At 56.8% G+C, this 21,461-nt stretch carries 19 protein-coding genes and 1 pseudogene; 16 read left to right on the top strand and 4 right to left on the bottom strand.

Features of this window, described 5'->3' with window-relative positions; translation table 11 throughout:
- Nucleotides 1–78 precede the first annotated feature (78 nt).
- From OMR58_RS01835 to OMR58_RS01790, 10 genes and pseudogenes are all read left to right on the top strand, one after another.
- Nucleotides 79–1,104, top strand: coding sequence for a methionine ABC transporter ATP-binding protein (locus OMR58_RS01835; RefSeq protein ID WP_105591655.1), 1,026 nt, complete (start codon nucleotides 79–81; stop codon nucleotides 1,102–1,104).
- On the top strand, nucleotides 1,097–1,765 hold the full coding sequence (locus OMR58_RS01830) for a methionine ABC transporter permease (RefSeq protein ID WP_105591654.1): 669 nt from the start codon (nucleotides 1,097–1,099) through the stop codon (nucleotides 1,763–1,765). Before OMR58_RS01835 ends, OMR58_RS01830 begins: the two co-directional genes overlap by 8 nt.
- An 18-nt stretch (nucleotides 1,766–1,783) precedes the next feature.
- On the top strand, nucleotides 1,784–2,596 hold the full coding sequence (locus OMR58_RS01825; protein WP_264545005.1) for a MetQ/NlpA family ABC transporter substrate-binding protein: 813 nt from the start codon (nucleotides 1,784–1,786) through the stop codon (nucleotides 2,594–2,596).
- Between the two features lie 111 nt (nucleotides 2,597–2,707).
- Complete coding sequence (locus OMR58_RS01820; RefSeq protein ID WP_264545145.1) at nucleotides 2,708–3,073, top strand: helix-turn-helix domain-containing protein; 366 nt, start codon at nucleotides 2,708–2,710, stop codon at nucleotides 3,071–3,073.
- Nucleotides 3,074–3,078: 5 nt separating this feature from the next.
- Nucleotides 3,079–3,231: pseudogene (locus OMR58_RS01815) on the top strand (transcriptional regulator); the annotation flags it as partial.
- Between the two features lie 158 nt (nucleotides 3,232–3,389).
- Nucleotides 3,390–4,859, top strand: coding sequence for a catalase (locus tag OMR58_RS01810; protein ID WP_264545004.1), 1,470 nt, complete (start codon nucleotides 3,390–3,392; stop codon nucleotides 4,857–4,859).
- Nucleotides 4,860–4,998: 139 nt separating this feature from the next.
- On the top strand, nucleotides 4,999–5,730 hold the full coding sequence (locus OMR58_RS01805; protein WP_264545003.1) for an amino acid ABC transporter ATP-binding protein: 732 nt from the start codon (nucleotides 4,999–5,001) through the stop codon (nucleotides 5,728–5,730).
- A 23-nt stretch (nucleotides 5,731–5,753) separates the two neighbouring features.
- Nucleotides 5,754–6,422 (top strand): amino acid ABC transporter permease, encoded by a 669-nt coding sequence (locus tag OMR58_RS01800; RefSeq protein WP_105591649.1) that lies wholly within the window; start codon nucleotides 5,754–5,756, stop codon nucleotides 6,420–6,422.
- A gap of 19 nt (nucleotides 6,423–6,441) precedes the next feature.
- The gene (locus tag OMR58_RS01795; protein WP_264545002.1) at nucleotides 6,442–7,233 is read left to right on the top strand and encodes an amino acid ABC transporter substrate-binding protein; all 792 of its coding nucleotides are present in this window, start codon (nucleotides 6,442–6,444) and stop codon (nucleotides 7,231–7,233) included.
- A gap of 3 nt (nucleotides 7,234–7,236) precedes the next feature.
- Complete coding sequence (locus OMR58_RS01790; RefSeq protein ID WP_347710558.1) at nucleotides 7,237–8,544, top strand: NtaA/DmoA family FMN-dependent monooxygenase; 1,308 nt, start codon at nucleotides 7,237–7,239, stop codon at nucleotides 8,542–8,544.
- On the opposite strand, the gene OMR58_RS01785 is transcribed toward OMR58_RS01790, so the two are convergent.
- Complete coding sequence (locus OMR58_RS01785; RefSeq protein ID WP_275584437.1) at nucleotides 8,541–9,191, bottom strand: TetR/AcrR family transcriptional regulator; 651 nt, start codon at nucleotides 9,189–9,191, stop codon at nucleotides 8,541–8,543. The two genes, OMR58_RS01790 and OMR58_RS01785, sit on opposite strands and share 4 nt — an antisense overlap.
- 278 nt (nucleotides 9,192–9,469) lie before the next feature.
- On the opposite strand from OMR58_RS01785, the gene bhsA reads away from it, so the two are divergent.
- From bhsA to OMR58_RS01765, 4 genes are all read left to right on the top strand, one after another.
- Nucleotides 9,470–9,727: a multiple stress resistance protein BhsA gene (gene bhsA / locus OMR58_RS01780; protein WP_264545001.1), complete on the top strand. Its 258-nt coding sequence runs from the start codon at nucleotides 9,470–9,472 to the stop codon at nucleotides 9,725–9,727.
- 36 nt (nucleotides 9,728–9,763) lie between these two features.
- The gene (locus OMR58_RS01775; protein ID WP_105591644.1) at nucleotides 9,764–10,021 is read left to right on the top strand and encodes a hypothetical protein; all 258 of its coding nucleotides are present in this window, start codon (nucleotides 9,764–9,766) and stop codon (nucleotides 10,019–10,021) included.
- A gap of 97 nt (nucleotides 10,022–10,118) precedes the next feature.
- Entirely contained in the window at nucleotides 10,119–10,706 is a 588-nt protein-coding gene (locus OMR58_RS01770; protein ID WP_264545000.1) for a hypothetical protein, read from the top strand.
- Between the two features lie 169 nt (nucleotides 10,707–10,875).
- Nucleotides 10,876–12,363 carry an aldehyde dehydrogenase family protein gene (locus OMR58_RS01765; protein WP_264544999.1) on the top strand — a complete coding sequence of 496 codons (1,488 nt, stop codon included), beginning with the start codon at nucleotides 10,876–10,878 and terminating at the stop codon, nucleotides 12,361–12,363.
- A 70-nt stretch (nucleotides 12,364–12,433) separates the two neighbouring features.
- Here OMR58_RS01765 and OMR58_RS01760 read toward each other — a convergent pair whose 3' ends face one another.
- Nucleotides 12,434–13,363, bottom strand: coding sequence for an FAD:protein FMN transferase (locus tag OMR58_RS01760; protein WP_264545143.1), 930 nt, complete (start codon nucleotides 13,361–13,363; stop codon nucleotides 12,434–12,436).
- 36 nt (nucleotides 13,364–13,399) lie between these two features.
- On the bottom strand, nucleotides 13,400–16,177 hold the full coding sequence (locus tag OMR58_RS01755; protein ID WP_200559232.1) for a flavocytochrome c: 2,778 nt from the start codon (nucleotides 16,175–16,177) through the stop codon (nucleotides 13,400–13,402).
- Between the two features lie 523 nt (nucleotides 16,178–16,700).
- Here OMR58_RS01755 and OMR58_RS01750 point away from each other — a divergent pair.
- Both OMR58_RS01750 and fumA read left to right on the top strand, forming a co-directional pair.
- Nucleotides 16,701–18,212 carry an anion permease gene (locus OMR58_RS01750; RefSeq protein WP_105592001.1) on the top strand — a complete coding sequence of 504 codons (1,512 nt, stop codon included), beginning with the start codon at nucleotides 16,701–16,703 and terminating at the stop codon, nucleotides 18,210–18,212.
- Between the two features lie 175 nt (nucleotides 18,213–18,387).
- Nucleotides 18,388–20,031, top strand: a complete 1,644-nt coding sequence (fumA, locus tag OMR58_RS01745; RefSeq protein ID WP_200545044.1) for a class I fumarate hydratase FumA — start codon at nucleotides 18,388–18,390, stop codon at nucleotides 20,029–20,031.
- Between the two features lie 134 nt (nucleotides 20,032–20,165).
- Here fumA and OMR58_RS01740 read toward each other — a convergent pair whose 3' ends face one another.
- Nucleotides 20,166–21,461 carry an amidase family protein gene (locus tag OMR58_RS01740; protein ID WP_264544998.1) on the bottom strand — a complete coding sequence of 432 codons (1,296 nt, stop codon included), beginning with the start codon at nucleotides 21,459–21,461 and terminating at the stop codon, nucleotides 20,166–20,168.

Genomic DNA, 21,461 nt, shown 5'->3' with positions numbered 1-21,461 from the left:
TATCGATAATTCACAAATAAGAATCAGTTTAATTAATCAGCATATTTCGCTGATACGACGGCAGAAAACAGGCAACAGATGATCGTTTTACGCAACGTTTCTAAAATATTTAACGCCCGATCGGGTCCGGTGACCGCCGTTGACAACGTCAATCTGCAGGTAGAGCAGGGCCAGATTTACGGCATTATTGGCTACAGCGGCGCGGGAAAAAGTACGCTGATCCGCCTGCTGAACGGCCTGGAAAAACCGACCTCCGGCAGCGTCGTTGTTGCCGGGCAGGATATCGCCCAGGCCAGCGGTGAAGCGCTGCGCCAGGCGCGGCTGAAAATCAGCATGGTGTTTCAGCATTTCAATCTGCTGTGGTCGCGCACCGTCAGCGAGAATATTGCTTTCTCGCTGCAAATTGCCGGAGCGCCGAAAGCGGCGATCCAGCGCCGGGTGCAGGAACTGATTGAGCTGGTCGGGCTGAACGGTAAAGAGCAGGCCTATCCCTCGCAGCTGAGCGGCGGGCAAAAGCAGCGCGTGGGGATTGCCCGCGCGCTGGCCAACAGCCCGGACGTGCTGCTGTGCGACGAAGCCACCTCGGCACTCGACCCGCAAACCACCGACGCGATCCTCGATCTGCTGCTGGATATTAACCGCCAGCTGAAGCTGACCATCGTGCTGATCACCCATGAGATGCACGTGGTGCGTAAGATCTGCCACCGCGTGGCGGTAATGGAGGCCGGGCGCATCGTGGAAGAGGGCGAAGTGCTGTCGGTGTTTACCCACCCGCAGCAGCCGATTACCCGCCAGTTTGTGAAGCAGACCACCGAATACAGCAGCGCCGATACGCCGTTTAACGCCGATCTGGTGGATGCGGCGGCGGGTGCGGTACTGAAGCTGACCTTTGTCGGCCAGAGCACCCGCCAGCCGATTGTCGGTGAACTGACGCTGAAATACGCGCTGCCGTTCAATATTCTGCACGGAAAAATGACCCAGACCGCCAACGGCACCTTTGGTGAGCTGTGGCTACAGGTTCCGGCCAGCGGCAGCCAGCTGGAGAATATTCTGGCCGACCTGCACGCCCACGCAATTTCAACCGAGGTGGTGAAAAATGTTTGAGTCCCTGTTTCCGCACCTGAAGGTTGACCAGCTGTGGGCCGCCACCGGCGAAACCCTGTATATGACCGCGCTGTCCGGCCTGGCGACCTTTGTGCTGGGTATTGTACTTGGCCTGGCGCTGTTCCTGACCGCGCGCGGCGGGCTGTTCCAGAACCGTGCGGTGTACGGCGCGATTTCCATTCTGGTGAATGTGTTCCGCTCCATTCCGTTCATTATTTTGATTGTGCTGCTGATCCCGTTCACTAAAACGCTGATCGGCACCATCCTTGGTGCTAACGCCGCGCTGCCCGCGCTGATCGTTGGTGCCGCCCCGTTCTACGCCCGCCTGGTGGAGATCGGCCTGCGTGAAGTGGACAAAGGGGTGATTGAGGCTTCCCGCTCGATGGGCGCGAAGCTGAGTACGCTGATTTTCCGCGTGCTGCTGCCGGAGTCCTCACCGGCGCTGGTGTCCGGTATTACCGTGACGCTGATTGCGCTGGTCAGCTACAGCGCGATGGCCGGGGTGATCGGTGCCGGTGGCCTCGGTAACCTGGCGTATCTGGAAGGTTTTCAACGTAACCACGGCGATGTGACGCTGGTGGCGACGGTAATGATTCTGGTGATTGTTTTTATCATCCAGTTTTTAGGTGATGTGCTCACGACACGGCTCGACAAACGTTAACTTTTAGGAAAATCCAAAATGAAAAAAACACTGACGCTGCTGGCTGCAGCAACCCTGGGTGCCCTGAGCCTGAGCGCATGGGCAGACACGCTGACCGTTGGGGCGTCTAACGTGCCGCACGCGGAAATTCTGGAGCAGGCGAAGCCGATTCTGGCGAAGCAGGGTATCGATCTGGAAATCAAACCGTTCCAGGACTACATCCTGCCGAACACCGCGCTGGCCAGCCGCGATATCGATGCCAACTATTTCCAGCACATTCCGTATCTGAACAGCGTGCTGAAAGATCACGCCGGTGATAAGACCTATGATTTCGTCAGCGCCGGTGCGATCCACATCGAGCCTATCGGAATCTACTCGAAGAAGTTCAAATCGCTGAAAGAGCTGCCGGAGAACGGCAAAGTGATCATGCGTGATGCGGTGGCGGAAGAGGGCCGTATCCTGTCCATCTTCGAGAAAGAGGGCGTGATTAAGCTGAAGCCGGGCGTGAACAAGGTGAATGCGCGCATCAGCGACATCGTGGAAAACCCGAAACACCTGAAGTTCCTGCCGAACGTTGAAGGCGCGCTGCTGCCGCAGATGTACAACAACGACGAAGGCGACGCGGTGGTGATCAACGCTAACTACGCGATTGACGCCGGTCTGGACCCGGTGAAAGACCCGATTGCGGTGGAAAGCGGCCAGAACAACCCGTATGCCAACATCATTACCGTGCATCGCGGTGACGAGAACAAGCCGGATATCAAAGCGCTGGTCACCGTGCTGCACTCTAAACAGATCCAGGACTGGATCCGTACCAAATACAAAGGCGCGGTGATCCCGGTTAATAACTGATTTATCACAGCGTAAAGGCCCGGAACAGGGGGGATAATGCTCCTTTGTTTCGGGCTTTTTTATGGGGAAACCACTGTGGCGAGAATCACCGAACAATGTCATCGAATAGGTATGAACATGAGAGGTAGTACTTCGCGTAAGGATTATGAGGAAGCACTAATGCTGGTTGAGTATTTGCTTGAAACGCAACCCGACAACCCGCTGGTTGAGATGCTGACGGCGAAAATAACCGCTTATGAGGACCACGCGCCCGAATTCGCCGCGTTTAACGCCCGCATCTCAGCCGGAAAAAATGGCGTGTCGCTTCTGCGGGTTCTCATGGATCAGCATTGTCTTGTTCAGTCTGATTTTGAAAACGAGATTGGAAAAAAATCGTTGGTGAGTCGGATTTTGAGCGGTGAACGTTCGCTGACACTGGATCATATGAGAGCGCTGGCTAATCGATTTGGCATCCCCGTATCAGTGTTTGTTGATTGATCGGAATGAGAACATTAGATGAAGTCATTGCGGCTCGATCGCCGGAAAGTCAGAAACGCATTACCGAACTGGCTGATGAACTGATACTGGAAACTGGTCTGCAAACGATCCGTGAAGAATGCCAGTCATCACAAAAAAATGTCGATAAGACCATCGGCGATCGTTAAGTTCGGCCGCTGAGTTTCTATCTGCTGAACGTGTTTCAGAAAATGAATACGTGTGCGCCTTGTATCGTTAAACACTAAAGGCACAATCTTTTTGTGTATATAGTCTACCCTTAATCGCTGGACTCCATAACAAAGTCGGAGAGACAGTGATGAGCAATGATAAACGCAAACCTACCACCAACGATGCCGGTAATCCGGTTGCCAGCGATGAACACTCCCTCTCAGTCGGCCCCGACGGCCCGCTGCTGCTGCACGACCATTATCTGATTGAGCAGATGGCCAACTTTAACCGGGAGCGCATCCCCGAGCGCCAGCCGCATGCCAAAGGAAGCGGAGCGTTTGGACGTTTTGAAGTGACGGAGGATATCAGCCGCTATACCAAAGCCGCGCTGTTTCAGCCTGGGGTGAAAACCGAGGTGGTGATGCGCTTTTCCACGGTAGCCGGGGAGCGGGGCAGCCCGGATACCTGGCGCGATCCGCGCGGCTTCGCCATCAAGTTCTACACCAGTGAAGGCAACTACGACATGGTGGGGAACAATACCCCGGTGTTCTTTATCCGCGACCCGCTGAAGTTCCAGCATTTTATCCGCTCGCAGAAGCGACGCGCCGATAACAATTTGCGCGATCACGATATGCAGTGGGATTTCTGGACACTGTCGCCTGAATCGGCGCACCAGGTCACCTGGCTGATGGGCGATCGCGGTATCCCGAAAAGCTGGCGGCATATGGACGGCTTTTCCAGCCACACTTATATGTGGGTGAACGCGCAGGGCGAGAAGTTTTGGGTGAAATACCACTTCAAAACCGACCAGGGCGTGGAGTGTCTGCACCAGCAGGAGGCCGATCTGCTGGCCGGGCAGGACGGTGATTATCATACCCGCGATCTGTATGACGCGATCAAACGCAGGGAGTATCCGAGCTGGACGCTGTATATGCAGATTATGCCGTTCGCCGAGGCGGATAATTATCGCTTTAACCCCTTCGATCTGACCAAAGTGTGGCCGCATGCGGATTACCCGCTGATTAAGGTCGGCACGCTCACGCTCGACAGAAATCCGACCGATAACCACGCGCAGATTGAACAGGCGGCCTTCGAGCCGAACAATCTGGTGCCGGGCATCGGCATCAGCCCGGACAAGATGCTGATTGGCCGCATGTTTGCCTATGCGGATGCGCACCGTGCGCGGCTGGGGGTGAACTACAAGCAGATCCCGGTTAACGCGCCGCATTCGCCGGTGAACAGCTACAGCAAAGACGGGGCGATGCGCATGAATCCGGTGTCCGACCCGGTTTATGCACCGAACTCCAAAGGCGGCCCGGCGGCCGACGGCAAGCGTTACCCGACGGATTCCACCTGGCATGCGAGCGGCGATATGGTCCATGCACCATACAGCCTGCATCGTGACGATGACGATTACGGCCAGGCTAACACGCTGATTAATCAGGTGATGGACGATGCCGCCCGCCAGCGGCTGGTGGATAACGTCAGCGGCCATCTTCTCAACGGCGTGGAGGAGCCGGTGCTGTCCCGCGCCTTTGAATACTGGCGCAATATCGACCGTACCATTGGCGATCGCATTGCGCAGCAGGTCACCGCCGAACGCGCTAAACGCCGTTAATCCTCACGGCCTCCTTCGGGAGGCCATTTTTCTGCTGTTTTCTTCAGCGAATAATAACTAACCTTATAATTTTTAAGCATTCGTCTGCAATTTTTTGCAACGTTACACTGCCCCAAAGTGATTTTTTAGCGGGGCGGTCATGATTAAAGTCAGCGGGTTAAATAAGAAGTTTAAGAATTATCAGGCGCTTAACGATATCAGTTTCAGCGTCCGACGTGGCGAAGTGGTGTCGATTATCGGGCCGTCCGGCTCGGGAAAATCCACGCTGCTGCGCAGCCTGAATCTGCTGGTGAAACCCGATAGCGGCCAGCTCACCATCGGTGATGAAACGGTCGATGCCGCTTCCCTGACCCACCGCAATACTACTCGTTTTCGTCGCCAGAGCGCGATGGTCTTTCAGCACTACAACCTGTTTAAGAACAAAACCGCGCTGGAAAATATCTCCGAAGTGCTGATCTACGGCCGTGGCTATCGCCGGGATGAGGCCCGCGATCGGGGGATGGAACTGCTGACCAGCGTCGGGCTGGCGCATAAAGCCTCGGCTTATCCCATTACGCTGTCCGGCGGTCAGCAGCAGCGCGTCGGCATCGCCCGTGCGCTGAGCCTGGAGCCGGAAGCGCTGCTGCTGGATGAACCCACTTCATCGCTCGACCCGGAGCTGCGGCGCGACATTCTCAACCTGATCGCCAGTCTGGCCGAGCGCTCGCTGACCATGCTGATCGTCACCCATGAAATGAAGTTCGCCCGTGATATTTCGCAGCGGATATTTTTTATGGAGCAGGGGCGCATCCTTGAGCAGGGCGCGCCGGATGTGCTGTTTGACCCCGTTACGGAAAACCGCGCACACCGTTTCCTCCACGAATTTGCCTGATACCACGATAAGGACATCCCGCCATGAATTTTGACGTTGGCTATATGCTGGGGATTATTCCCCAGATCCTGACTTACCTGCCGATCACCCTGTTTATTTCGCTGGCTTCCATTGTGCTGGCTACCGTACTGGGAGCCGGACTGGCCGTGCTGCTGCGCGGCATCCGTCCGCTGGCGCTGTTCGCCCGTCTGTATATCTCCTTTTTCCGCGGTACGCCGGTGCTGGTACAGCTGCTGATTATCTACTTCGGCCTGCCGCAGCTGTTCCCGGTGCTTAACAGCCTGAGCGCCACGCACGCGGTGATCATCGGTCTGAGCCTGAACAGTGCCGCCTATCTGGCCGAAGTGTTTCGCGCGGCCATCGACTCGGTGGATCGCGGGCAGTGGGAGGCGTCGCTGGCGTCAGGCCTCAGCCACGTCAACGCGGCGAGGCGCATTCTGCTGCCGCAGGCGTGCCGCAACGCCATTCCCGCTGCCGGAAATATCTGGATTGGCCTGATTAAGAACTCGTCGCTGGCCTTTACCCTCGGGGTGAGTGAACTGCTGGCGGGCGGCAAGCTGATCGCCACCGAATCACTGAAATTCTTTGAAGCCTATTTTGCCGTCGGGCTGGTGTACTGGGCGCTGACCATTGTGCTCAGCGCGCTACAGCGGCAGCTGGAACGCTATATCGGCAAGCCATACGTCCTCTGACTAACCGGGAAATAACATCATGAAAGGGTATAAATTTGTACTGATTGCCGGTGCGCTGGCACTGCTGAGCGGCTGTGATAATGCCGCCGATAAATCTGCGGAACAGCCGGTGCTGAGGGTAGGTGCCACGCCGGAGGGCTATCCGCACTATTTTAAACAGGGTAACGAAATTAAAGGCTTCAGCGCTGAGATCCTGCAGGCGGTGGCGGAGAAAATTCACTACAAAATCGAGTGGGTGACCTCCGACTGGGTCGGGGTGCTGGGCTCGCTGGAAACCGGCAAGGTGGATACGGTGGGCAATTTCGCCGACACCCCGGAGCGCCGCAAGAAATATGATTACAGCGTGCCGTATTACTACTCTGCGGCGGCGCTGGCGGTCAGTGTGAATAACAACAGCATCCACGGGCTGAGCGACATGGCCGGGAAAACCGTGGCCGCCGAACTGGGGTCGAACTATGCCAAAGTGCTGAAAGAGTTTGACCCGGAAAACAAAATCAAGCTGGTGACTTTCGAAGGGTCCGATGTGGTGTTTAACAGCGTGGCGCAGGGCAAGGTGGATGCTTTTGTCTCCGGTCAGGTGATCCTGCTGGGGCAGATCAAACATAAGAATCTGCCGCTGAAAGTGGTCGGTGAAACCTTTGGCGAGAAGCAGGTGGCGCTGCCGTTCCGCAAGGACGCCAGGGGAGAAGAACTGAAGGCGAAGGTGGATAAAGCGCTGACCGAACTGCGCGCCGACGGCACGCTGAAGAAGATCTCCGAGAAATGGTTTGATACCGATCTCACCGTCAGCACCCAACCGGCTAAGGGGTAAATTATGTCACTGCATCTGGCGCTGTTTCTGGAAACCACCGGCTGTCACTATGCGGGCTGGCGGATGCCCGGCGCGGCAAAACCGAATCCCACCGACTGGCCGCTGATTAAATCTCTGGCGCAAAAGGCCGAGGCGGCTAAGTTCGATCTGATTTTTATGGCCGACAAGCTGTCAATTGATGATGTGTATGGCGACAGCGTGACCGAAGCGGTGCGCCATCGCGTGACCGAGCGGCCGGAACCGTTCACCGTGCTCTCCGCGCTGGGCGCGGTCACCGATAAAATCGGCCTGGCGGGGACCATCTCCAGCTCGGTGATCCAGCCCTTTGCCGCTGCGCGCACCCTGGCGACGCTGGACCATCTGACCGGCGGGCGCGCCGGTTGGAACGTGGTGACCTCGACCAGCGATGCCGAAGCGGCCAATTTTGGTCAGACGCTGCTGAGCCACGAGCAGCGATACGAAAAGGCAGAAGCATTTATCAAAGCGGTCCGCACGCTGTGGGACAGCTGGGCGGATGATGCGATTATCGGCGATCGTGAAAACGGCATTTATGCCGACGGCAGCCGCATTCGCTATGCCGGTATTGATAACGACTGGTTCAGCAGCCGCGGACCGCTGAATATTTCACGCCCGCCGCAGGGCCATCCGGTGACGTTTCAGGCCGGTGGTTCAGGGCCGTTTATGGAGCTGGCGGCACGCACGGCGGATGCGGTGTTTGCTGCCGAAAAACCCGATCTGGCCTCGGCACAGGCCTGGTACGCGGCGGTCAAAGCGCGGGTGGTGGCCCACGGTCGAACGCCAGACAGCCTGAAGATCCTGCCTGGCCTACAGCCGGTGATTGGCCGTACTCAGAAGGAGGCTGACGATCTGCTGAATGAGCTTAAGCAGCTGCATCATCCGCTGGCCACGCTGACCCATCTTTCAAACACTATGAACTACGACTGGGCGCAGCACGATCTTGACGGTCCGGTGCCGGATATTGTCGGCCAGCTGGCGAGAAAAGAGCGCTTTGCGCCGATGCTGAACCATGCGAGAGAGCAGGGGATGACCGTGCGGCAGTTTACCAAATGGGTCGCCGGGTCCGGATTTATCGTGGCGGGAACCGCGCAGTCGCTGGCGGCACGTATCGCTGAGTGGTATCAGCAGCGTGCGGTGGATGGTTTTGTGGTGATGCCGCCGTGGGTGCCGGAAGCCTCGGATGCCTTTTTCAACGACGTGGTGCCGCTGCTGCAGGAAAGGGGCGTGTTCCGCACAGAGTATCAGGCCGATACGCTGCGCGGTCATTTAGGACTGGAACGCCCGGCGCGTTAATCCACGCCCAGCCTGCTGAGTACTGGCCACTGCAGCATCAGTGTATCCACCAGCGCATTCAGTTCCGCTTCCGTCGCGCCTTCGCGGGCGCGTACGGACATCCCCTGCAGCAGGCAGCCCAGCCAGGCGGAAATGCCTTTCAGGTCCGCCCGCGGGTCCAGCTCACCGGCCGTCTGACGGTCCTGCAGAAACTCCAGCAGATTCTGTTCCTGGTTGTCGTGCCGCCTGCGCAGCATTTTCGCCACGTCTTCAGAGCTGGCGGAAAGACCGGTTGAGGTGCAGATAAAGAAACAGCCGCCCGGCTTTTCGCTGTCGGTAAAACAGGCCGCCGTTGAGCGGAAGTAGTTTTCCACGCCGCTGGCCACGCAGCTGTCCGGGCAGGAGAGCGCTGCGGCACTTTTACTGGCGAACTTCTCGGTATAGCGATCCACCGCCGCGCGGAACATTCCCTCTTTATTGGTAAATTCAGCATACAGCGTTGGCGCTTTTGCGCCCGTCGCCGCCACCAGATCGGCCAGCGACGTAGCTTCATAGCCATGACGCCAGAACAGCTCCAGCGCGATATCCAGCGCCGCTTCCCGATCGAAGGTTTTCGGCCGTCCCCGGCCTTTACGTGTTGCTGCGTCCTGCTCAGTCGTTGTCATCATTCCTCGCTTAGCATTACCGCACAAATGATTAAATTATCAATCAGTATAAAAACATTGTTAGCCGCTGTCGAGCGGTACGTAATGGCTGATTTCGCCTGGCGTTATGCAAAAAAGTGCTCACTATAAAAATAGTAAATTCAATGAATTAGTTATTAAATTATCGATCGTTAATAAAATGGTGTTGACGATACGCACGACGGAGGATAACATTTAATTATCGATCGTTAATTAATAACGACGCCAACTAACCGAACAGCACAAAATCGAGAGTAAATATTATGAAAACCATTAAAATGACCATCGCTGCAATCGCTCTGGCTTCCGTTTCTTTCACCGGCTTCGCGGCCGATCTGGTTAACAGTGCACCTCAGCAGCAGCAACAGATTGGGGTTATTTCTGCAGGCGGCGCGTCAAATCTTTCTTCACTGGAAGCGAAACTGGCAGTGAAAGCTGAACAGGCAGGCGCGAAATCTTTCCGAATCACCTCGACTTCTGGCGATAACAAACTGCACGGTACAGCGGTTATCTATCAGTAATTCATCTATCGCAGGAAAAGGCATCAAGGGGACATCATGAACATTCGTAAAACGGCCCTTGTTGCAGTCATCCTGAGCACGGTTTCCGGTGCCAGCCTGGCAGCACAAACAGAGGGTTATCTGACCACGGTGCAACAGCCTTCAACCACCAGTTTTGTCACCGGCAGCACTACGCTGGTTGCACTGACGACCCAGCTGTCGGGCAAGGCCACCGCCGTGCCTGCCAGAGCGATTCGCACCGCAGCGTATACGGAACCGAATAGCCTGGTGGGTACCACCATCAGCTATCATTGATATGCACTTCTTATCGGGCGCCGCTTCTTAACAGCGGCGCCTTTCTGTTTTAGCAATTTACGTACTATCCTCGACCCCACTCTATAAGGAATCGATAATGCGTATATTTGGCTATATCAGCGAAAAAGAAAGTCGATATTCAGACAGCAAAACGCCGTTTTTACCGGGGTATAATTTCCACGAGCGTCATCAGTCCGGGCCTATTCGTGCCAGTGCAGAGGCTATCCTTGATGCCGTTGCCGCGTACGATATGCGTGGCGATCCTCTTTCAAATGCTTTTATGATTTTGCGTGAGTTGCCCGGTAAGCTTTTCTCCAGGAATAAACCGCGTAAGCCACAGGCTGCCTTTGGTCTGCATACCTTCACCCCGCTGGATCGGCAGCCGGACAGTCTGACTTACGGCCTGACCGGGCGGTTCTGGCGACCTGATATGGGCATTATTCCGCTGCGGGATGTGCACAAATTCTTTGCGTTCAACGAGCCCGGCGTGGCCCGCCTGGTGTTACATTTTCAACTATTGCCAGCAGGAGACGACTGGCGGCTACAAACCGAAACGTTTATCAACTGTCCGGACAATGCCACCCGGCTCAAGTTGCTGCCTTACTGGCTGTTAATCCGCACAGCCAGCGGTATTATTCGCAAACGCACGCTTTCTGCTATTCAGCGCCAGCTTTCCCTGCCTTAACGTACTTTCAACGATTCATCATTACCGCATCATTGTCTGATGTGAAAGCACGCAAGCTCAAACAGAAGACCCCACAGATAACGCAGATTGATAGCGTGGTAAATCCAGTGGTCACGGGGCTTTCGCCCCCTGACAAGAATGGATTCTCTCTCTCAAACAGGGGCTTTGTATGACTCAGGTAAAACAGCTGGCGGCGGTGAGCGCATTTTTACAACGCGATCACGGCCATTTTATTAATGGATTGAGCCAGCCGGGGGGAGGTGCTCTGCGCCCGGTTATCGACCCTGCGACAGGGAATGAGGTGGCACGCGTTCACGACGGCTGCGCGGAAGATGTTGCAGCGGCCATGGCGGCGGCTCAGCAGGCATTTCTTGGCAGCTGGTCGGAGATGTCCACGCTGGCGCGGGGGAACCTGATGCTGAAACTGGCCGATGCCATGGAACAGCACCGGGAAGAGCTGGCGCAGATAGAAACGCTGTGTTCCGGGAAAACTATCGCGCTGTCTCGCGGCCTGGAAGTGGATCAGGCTGTCGCATTTTTACGTTACTTTGCCGGATGGGCAGGGAAAATTTACGGCGAAACGACCGAAATTTCCCTGCCGTCATTCAACGGAGAAAAGTATCGCGGATTTACCCAGCGTGAACCGCTGGGGGTCGTGGTCGGCATTATTCCCTGGAACTTCTCGATCATGATTGCCATCTGGAAGATGGCGGCGGCACTGGTTTGTGGCTGTACCGTGGTGCTGAAACCGAGTGAATTTACCCCGCTGACCATGCTGCGGGTGGCGCAGCTGGCCGCCGACGTTGGCTTCCCTCCGGGCACGATCAACGTTCTCAACGGCAACGGCGGATTGCTGGGCCCCTTACTGATCGAACACCCGTTCTGTGCCAAAGTGACCTTTACCGGTTCGGTGCCGACCGGCCGTGCGGTGGGTAATGCCGCCAGCGCGCTGGCAAAACCGGCGACTCTGGAACTGGGCGGTAAAAACGCCGCACTGTTTCTGGCGGATATGTCGGTCAGTGAGATTGTCGACGGTATCATGGAGGCAGGCTATGTGAATCAGGGGCAAATCTGCGCGTCGGCGGAGCGTTTCTACCTGCCCGCAGAGAAAATGGACGAGGTGCTGAGCGCGCTGATCCAGCGGCTTTCTCAGCTGAAAGTGGCTTCGCCGTTTGAGGAAGACTGTCAGGTTGGGCCGCTGGCCAATAAGGCCCATCTGGAGAAAATTCTGAAGATGGTTGCCAGGGCGAAAGAGGATGGCGATGAGATCCTTTATGGTGGATATTCACCGGACCGTCCCGGCTACTACTTCCTGCCAACGGTGGTGAAAGTCCGCAGTGAAGACTCTACGCTGATGCGTGAGGAAACCTTCGGCCCGGTTGGATCGTTCCTCGCCTATGACGATGAGGAAAAGGTACTCCAGCAGATCAATAACTCGCCGTTCGGCCTTGCCGCCAGCGTCTGGACGCATAATTTCAATAAGGCAATTCGCTATAGCGAGCGCATCCAGGCCGGTATTGTCTGGATAAACATGCATACCTTCCTCGATCCGGCGCTGCCATTTGGTGGAATAAAAAGTTCCGGTAACGGGCGTGAGTTTGGTAGCGCATTTATCAACGACTACACGCGTCTGAAATCGGTCATGATGCGCTATTAATCTTCTCTCCGGGCGATGAACGCATCGCCCGCCTGACTTCAGATAATCTCGGTTGCAAGTCACGCAGTGGTCAGATCGTTGCATTTTGTAGCAGGTAACTGTCATCCAGCAGAGAAAAGCTGAACTGACGCTGTGAAGAACAGATCACCCGGCGGTCGCGGGTGACAAAAATCGCTTCAATCTGCGGTGTATCTGCCAGATACGTCAGGCTGTTTTCCACGCCCATGCCGTACAGCAGCGTGGTCCAGATATCACCATCAATCGACTCTCGCGATATCACGGTCACGCTGAGCAGTTCGTTATCCAGCGGATAGCCGCTGCGCGGGTCGAGAATATGATGGTAGCGCCGTCCGTCGAGTTCGAAATAGCGCTCATAGACGCCAGAGGTGACTACCGATCGGTTCATCACCTTAATCACGCCAATCAGCGCACCGTCTTCAGCAAAGGGCTGCTTCAGGCCGATGCCCCAGCACCGCTCCGTTTGGTGGCCGAGCGTCTGAATATTGCCACCGAGGTTAATCAGCCCGTAATCCACCTGCTGCTGGCGCAGATAGTCGCGTACTTCATCGGCGATCCAGCCTTTCGCAATCGCCCCGAGGTCAATTTCCATACCGACCTGATGCAGAAACACGCTGTGGCTATCATCGTCGAGGGTTATCCCGTCGGGCCGGGTCAGCGTCAGTAACGCCCTGATTTCATCCTCCGGCGGCACGCTGTTGCCCTGAAAACCAATTTTCCAGCGCTTAACCAGCGGGCCAATGGCAAAATTAAATGCGCTACCGGGCAGCAGGCTGACCCGGTGAGCGCGTTTGATCAGGTGATACACCGGCAGGCTGACGGCCACCGGATGGCGGCCCGCCGCATGATTAATCGCCATCACCTCCGAGTGGGGGCGATTCACGGTCAGCCGGTTTTCCTGCTGTTTAATCAGCCGGAATACCCCGCGAGCCAGCGCTTCATCGTGCTCAAACAGCTTCAGCAGGATCGGGGAACCCATCATCACAGCGGAAAAAGCATATACCCCGTCCACCGGATGTCAGCGCCGCGCCCAGGCGGCGGCGTTACGGCCTGCCAGCGTGCCGAAAATGATGATATCGGCAATCGCGTTACCGCCAATCCGGTTGGCACCGTGGATGCCGCCGACCACTTCACCCGCCGCCCATGCGCCGCCAATCGGCTGCTGCTGAGTATCCAGCACCGCCGTTTCGGTATTGATGGTGATGCCGCCCATGGTGTGATGCACACCGGGGGCAATGCGAATGGCGTAGTACGGTGCCTGATTCAGCGGATGGCGCAGCGCGGTGGTGCGGCCAAAATCTTCATCATTCTGCTGGTCGACGAACTGGTTGTAGCGCCCCAGCGTAGTTTGCAGGGTCTCCTGGTCCATATTCAGCTTCACCGCCAGCTCGTGCGGGGTAGGGGCGCTAACAACAAAGCCTTTGGCGATGTACTCATCGGCGGCTTTGTTGTTGCTGCGCACCTGATTGTCGAAGATTATCCAGGCGCTTTTCTCCGGCAGGGCGATAATCGCCGCCGAGACCTTGTCGCGGGTTTCCATCTCGTTATAGAAACGATGGCCCGCCTGGCTGACCAGAATCGCCCCGCCGCCGCGAATGGCTTCGGAAATCAGGTAGGAGGTGGTTTGCTCCACGGTCGGGTGGATCTGAATTTCGCCCATATCCACCGTGCCCGCACCAATGTGTTGCAGAATGGCAATGCCGCTGCCGGTGGCACCTTTGTGGTTGGTGGTGACAAAGCCATCCAGCTCAGGGCGATATTTCACCACCATTTCCCGGTTGGCGCTGAAGCCGCCGGTGGCCACAATCACGCTTTTGGCATTCAGAACACGGGTGTCGTTGTATTCGTCGACCACCTTCACACCGCTGACCACGCCGTTTTCCAGCAGGATCTCTTCCACGGCGGTTTCCAGCAGTACCTCGATATTGCGCTGGTTAATGCCTTTCACCAGGCCGCTAATCAGGAAGCCGCCCACCGCAGAACGATCGGCAGGACGGTGGGTGCGCTCAACGCTCATACCGCCGGTGATGGTGATGTCACTGAGTTCGATGTTATTGTCCTTCAGCCATTCAATCGCCCCCGGTGCCCGCTCAACGAATTCTTTCAGCAGCACCGGGTTGTTTTTGAATTTGCCGCCTTTCAGCGTCTCGTCATAGAACAGCGTTTTGCTGTCCTCAATACCTTTCAGCTGCTGATAGTGGGTTTCCGCCGCGTTCATCCCCACCGAAGCTTTAATGGTGTTGCCGCCGATGGTCGGCATCTTCTCAATAATCACCACGTGTGCACCGGCGTCGCTGGCCTGGATCGCCGCCGCCAGCCCGGCACCGCCGCTGCCGATCACCACCACATCGTAGCTCTGCGGTGCCTGCGGGTTGCCGCCTTCTTCGATCACGTGCTCTTTACTGGAGGTGGTCATCGCGCGTGAGACGGCTTTTTTCAGCGCCTCACTCTGGGTGGTCGCTCCGGTGATGGCATCCACGTAGGGGCTGTTGGCCACCAGCATACGGGTACGCAGCTTCTCAAAGGTGGTGGTGAAGTCCACATCGAGCGAGTCATCCGCCACCATCGCGATGTCGGTTATACGGTCGGTATCCAGCGTAACGTTGATTTTCAGCTTCAGCGCTTCGGCTTCCACTTTCTCCTGGTACACGCCGGCTTTGTACTTCCGGCCGCCGGAGCTGACATCGCGGATCATCGCATCCACCAGTGAGAATCGCCACAGCGGTTCAGGAATGTTCAGCGCTTCCCGCTGGGTGCTGTTGATAAACAGCTCCAGCTGCTCGTTTTTAATGATGCGATCGGCCCAGTCCGGGTAGGCGATGCAGGCTTTACCTACCGCCACCAGATCGAAGCCTTTTTCCAGCGCCAGTTCGGCGTCGGCTTTATTCAGCACGCCGCCCACGCCGATAACCGGCACCTTTGCCAGGGTCGCCGTACGGGCGGCAAGATATTTGGTGATCAGCGGAGTAGGATCGTCGCGGTCAACAATCGACGGGCGCAACAGCTGGCCGACGGAGAAATGCACATAGTCAATGCCGCGCTCCGCCAGCTTCTCCAGCAGGTACATCGTATCGTCGAAGCGGATACCGGGCACTTCCAGCTCTTCCGGCGAGAAGCGATAGCCGATGATAAAGGTGGAGTCGGCAAAGCGCCGCACCATCTTATGGGTGATCTCCAGCACCTCCAGCGGGAAGCGGGTGCGATTATCGCGGCTGCCGCCCCATTTATCATCGCGCTGGTTGGAGTTCGGTGAATAGAACTGCTGGATCAGATAGGTATTCGCACCGTGCAGCTCCACGCCGTCAAACCCGGCTTTGATTGCCCGGTTTACCGCATCGCCGAACTTAGTGATCATCACGTCGACTTCTTCTGCGGTCAGCGCCTGTGGGGTCGTTGCGCCTTCACGGGGAGCGGCGATAGCGCTTGGCGCTACCGGCGTTTTTCCGCCGATCAGCTCCGGCTCCACCATGCGGCCACCGTGATAAATCTGCAAAATGGCCTTGGAGCCTTTGGTCTTGATAGCGTGGGCAATTTTTGCCAGACCCGAGATTTTGTTATCGCTGTCGATGCCGATAGCGCCGGGAAAAGCCGGTCCTTTGGGGTCGATAAAGCAGGACTCAACGATCACCGTACCAATGCTGCCCGCGCGATCGCGGTAGTATTCGACCAGTTCACTGGTGACCGTGCCGTCGTAAAAGCCGGTACAGGTGGTCATGGGGGCCATTAATAGACGGTTTTTCAGCACGGCGCCGTTCGGCAGCGTCAGCGGATTAAGAACAGGGCTTAACGTATTCATCAGGTGGGCTCCAAATAAAAATTCTTATAATTCTGTTGCAGGCGACGATTTAAAAAATAGCGATTTAACGGCATCCTGTGGCGAATATAAAATTACTCGGGTGGATAGTTTTTTATTCTAAATTCAACCACCAACAATGAACAGATATTACTGTGCCAAAATAAAATAATTTATTAATTGTTAACCAACAAGAACAAAAAATCAACTTTCAATATACATAAAAATAACTTCAACAAAAACAATATCCTATAAGTTGTTTTTGTTGTTTTAACTGTATTGTCTATAAAGTAAACGACAGGTTGTCGCTGTTGAGATAAACCTTATTATTGATATTAATATTTCCATTTAATTTCGCGGCAATAGCAAAAGTAAACGAAATATAACAATGCATGATTTTATCTGATGGCGGATGGCTCCCTTGATACCCGGGTTACCCGCATAAAAAAATTAAAAAATAAACAGAATATCGGCTATAAAGTATGTGGATACTTCACTCAAACTCATCAACCTGCAGATAAAAACTATGAAACAGACATCGTCGGTTAGTGAAACCGCTGCTGCCCCTCCGGCCGCAACGGGAAATAAAAAACGCCTGATTATGATGTTCCTGCCCGTTCTCGTGGCGGTACTGCTGCTATTGATGCCGGTGCCTGAGGGGCTGGAGCCTTATGCATGGCACTTCTTCGCGATTTTTGTTGGTGTGATTGTCGGTCTGATTTTCGAGCCGCTGCCCGGGGCGGTGATCGGGCTGACCGGGGTGGTGGCCATCGCTTTGTTCAGTCCGTGGGTGCTGTTCAGCCCGGCGGAACTGGCCGATCCGAATTTCAAAACCGCCACCCAGGCGTTTAAGTGGGCGGTTAGCGGCTTCGGCAACTCAACCGTATGGCTGATTTTTGGCGCGTTTATGTTTGCCGCAGGCTATGACAAAACGCAGTTTGGCCGTCGTCTGGCGCTGATCCTGGTGAAATACCTGGGCCGTCGCAGCCTGACGCTGGGTTACGCCATCACCTTCGCCGACCTGCTGCTGGCCCCGTTTACGCCGTCCAACACCGCGCGTAGCGGCGGGACTATCTATCCGATTATCGCCAACCTGCCGCCGCTGTACGGCTCCAAACCCAACGACCCCAGCGCGCGTAAGATCGGTTCCTATCTGATGTGGGTGGCGATCACCGCAGCCTGTATCACTAGTTCGATGTTCCTCTCCGCGCTGGCACCGAACCTGCTGGCGCTGGCGCTGGTGAAAAGCGTTATCGGCTTTGATATCTCCTGGGGCATGTGGTTTATCGCCTTCCTGCCGCTGGGCGTACTGCTGCTGCTGACCATGCCGCTAATGGCCTACTGGCTCTATCCGCCGGAGGTAAAATTTAACGATGAGGTGCCGCGCTGGGCCACCAGCGAACTGGAAAAACTCGGCAAACTGTCGCGCAACGAAATCCTGCTGCTGGTGTTTGTGGTGTCCGCGCTGCTGATGTGGATCTTCGCCACGGCGTGGATTGAACCGGCGATGGCCGCGCTGCTGGTCGTGGTGCTGATGCTGTGGACCGGGGTGCTGAACTGGAATGATATCACCAGCAACAAACCGGCGTGGAACACCTTCGCCTGGTTCGCCACACTGGTGGCGCTGGCCGACGGTCTGGCGCGCGTAGGCTTTATCGCCTGGCTGGGTAAGCAGGGCGGTCTGCTGCTCCACGGCTACGATCCGCAGGTGTCGGCGGTGGTACTGATGATCGCCTTCTATCTGCTGCACTATCTGTTTGCCAGCACCACCGCGCACACCACCGCGCTGCTGCCCGCTATGCTGACCATTGCCGCCTCCATTCCGGGGATCAATATGCCGGTATTCTGCCTGATGATGTGTACCTCACTGGGCGTAATGGGGATTATCACGCCGTACGGCACCGGACCCAGCCCGATTTATTACGGTAGCGGCTATCTGCCCACCAAAGACTACTGGCGAATGGGGACGATTTTCGGACTGTTCTTCCTTTGCGCACTGATGCTGATCGGCTATCCGTGGATGGTGATGATGTTCTGATCTGGCACAGAAGTCATGGTTATTATCCGCAACTCCCTATAACATTCTCACTAAACCTGCCGGCCCCGCATCTCCCCGGGCCGGCCAGATAATAAAACCATAATGAAATATCGCCAGTGACGTTGCCGGTAGTTCAGCGATGTTGCGCGGCTACTTATCATTAAGTGAGAGCAAAATGTCGAAAAAACCGTTCCACTATCAGACCCCGTTCCCTCTTGCCAAAGAGGATACCGAATACTATCTGCTTACCCGCGATCACGTTTCCGTCAGTGAATTCGACGGTCAGTCTATTTTAAAAGTGGAACCGCAGGCCCTGACGCTGCTGGCGCAGCATGCCTTCCACGACGCCTCCTTTATGCTGCGCCCGGCGCACCAGCGCCAGGTGGCCGCGATGCTGGCCGATCCGGAAGCCAGCCAGAATGACCGCTACGTGGCGCTGCAGTTTTTGCGCAACTCCGAAATTGCCGCCAAGGGTATTCTGCCGACCTGTCAGGACACCGGTACGGCGATTATTATGGGCAAAAAAGGGCAGCGCGTGTGGACCGGCGGCGGCGATGAGGCCGCACTGGCGCAGGGGGTGTACAACACCTACACCGAAGACAACCTGCGCTATTCGCAGAATGCCGCGCTGGATATGTACCGCGAGGTGAACACCGGCACCAACCTGCCCGCGCAGATCGACCTCTACAGCGTTGATGGCGATGAATATAAGTTCCTGTGCATGGCTAAAGGCGGCGGTTCGGCCAATAAAACCTACCTCTATCAGGAAACCAAAGCCCTGCTGACGCCCGGGAAACTGAAAAACTTCCTTACCGAGAAAATGCGCAGCCTGGGTACGGCGGCCTGCCCGCCGTACCATATTGCCTTTGTGATTGGCGGCACGTCGGCCGACAGCACGCTGAAAACCGTGAAGCTGGCCTCGACCCACTATTACGACCAGCTGCCCACCGAAGGCAACGAGCACGGCCAGGCGTTCCGCGACGTGGCGCTGGAGCAGGAGCTGCTGCTGGCGGCGCAGCAGCTGGGGCTGGGTGCGCAGTTTGGCGGTAAATACTTCGCCCACGATATCCGCGTGATCCGACTGCCGCGCCACGGTGCATCCTGCCCGGTGGCGATGGCGGTATCCTGCTCCGCCGACCGTAATATCAAGGCGAAAATCAATCGCGACGGTATCTGGATTGAGAAGATGGAGCAGAATCCGGGCCAGTATATACCGGAAGAGCTGCGCCAGCAGGGCGAGGGCGATGTGGTGCAGGTGGATCTGAACCGCCCGATGAAGGAGATCCTCGCCCAACTGTCTGAGTATCCGGTATCGACCCGCCTGTCACTCAGCGGCACCATTATCGTCGGGCGCGATATCGCCCACGCCAAGCTGAAAGAGCGAATTGATAACGGCGAAGGGCTGCCGCAGTACATTAAGGATCACCCGGTGTACTACGCGGGTCCGGCCAAAACGCCGGAAGGCTATGCCTCCGGTTCGCTGGGGCCGACCACCGCCGGGCGCATGGACTCCTACGTTGACCTGCTACAGGCCAACGGCGGCAGTATGATCATGCTGGCGAAGGGCAACCGCAGTCAGCAGGTAACGGATGCCTGTCAGAAACACGGCGGCTTCTACCTCGGCAGTATCGGCGGCCCGGCTGCGGTGCTGGCGCAGCAGAGTATTAAAAGTCTGGAGTGCGTCGAATACCCTGAGCTGGGTATGGAGGCGATCTGGAAAATTGAAGTCGAAAACTTCCCGGCCTTTATCCTGGTCGATGATAAAGGCAACGACTTCTTCCAGCAGATCCACAATCAGTGTGACACCTGCGTGAAGTAATCGCGTAAAAAAAGTCACCCCCTCGCTTGAAGGGGGTGACGCATCGCCTGATCTCAGAAGCAATGACGTAACACCCGTGCTTAACAGGGCGCAGCTTCAGCGTTAACCTCTGTCCCGTTACCTTTACGTCTATTTCAACTCGTCAATCCGTGGTGGTACTGTGTCATCAGCAGCGCCGCGGCCGCCAGCAGGCGGCGATCCTTCCCGGCCGCAAACTGGAACTCCATCCCCACCGGAATGCCGTCCGGCGTCTGCGCCAGCGGCAGGCTGATGCAGGGCAGTCCAACGACCGTAGCCGGTTCGCAGTTGGCGATCAGCTGGCGGAACAGCGCATTGGCCTGCACGACCGGCGGCGGCAGCAAAGGCACCGTTGGGAATACCAGACCGTCTAAGCGATGCTGCTGAAAAACGGTCTGATAGCGGGCAATCAACAGCGGCTTCCAGTGGTTAAGTGCTTCCTGATAGCGTTCGGGGCCGATGGTTTCGGCATCTGCCACCAGCGCCTGCACGTCGGGGCTGGCGATGGCGCTTTTCAGCTGGTCAAAACTGTAGCGGCTGCCGCGCTGTTGCAGATAGCGCGGCAGGTCGCGCAGCATCTCAAACGAAGCCATCGGGTATCCCGCCTGTACCGCCAGCTCCCCGGCCTGTTCAATGTTCACCTCAACCAGCGTGACGCCGAGATCGCGTAACCGGTGCAGCACCGTCTCCGCCGCCGCCGCAACGGCCGGTTCGCAGCCGAGCCAGAAGTGCGCGCGGGGTACGCCCAGCCGCAGATCGGCCAGTATCACGGCGGGCAGGGCGGATTCACCGCTGATAACGGCATCCAGCGCCAGCACGTCGTCCATACGCTGAGCGATAATGCCGGCGGTGTCCCGGCTGGGGGATATGGGGGCGATCCCCTGCTGCGGATAGCGCGCGAGCGAAGGGCGAAAGCCAATCAGCCCGCAGAACGAGGCCGGAAGCCGCACCGATGCGCCGGTATCGGTGCCGATGCTGGCCGTAACAATCCCGGCCGCCACGGCGGCAGCGCTGCCGCTGGAAGAACCGCCCACCACGCGGCCCGGCAGGAAGGGATGCAGCACATCGCCCCGGGCTGCATTCAGCCCGCTGGTGCCGGAGGCCAGCTCGTGCATGCTGGCCTTACCGATGATAATCGCCCCGGCACGCTGTAAGCGCGTCACCAGCTCCGCGCTGCGGTTGACCGGCTCCTCCGCCAGCAGCGCGGTGCCGATGCTGGTCGGCATTCCGGCAACATCGATATTGTCTTTCACCACCAGTGGGAAACCGGCGAGCGGGGCGCTCGCGTCGTTGCTGCCTGCCGCCGCCGCTGCCAGCGCCGGTTCCGCAGCCAGCCAGCTCAGGCTGTTCAGGTGGCGCTGCTTAAAGGCCTGTAGCAGCGCCTGATGCAGTCGTTCGCCGGAAGCTGCCAT

Source organism: Erwinia sp. INIA01, from assembly GCF_025947915.1.
In the GTDB taxonomy this organism is placed as follows: Bacteria; Pseudomonadota; Gammaproteobacteria; order Enterobacterales; family Enterobacteriaceae; genus Erwinia; species Erwinia coffeiphila.
The sequence above is the reverse complement of the archived record's forward strand: the minus strand, read 5'-3'. Positions and strand labels throughout refer to the sequence as shown.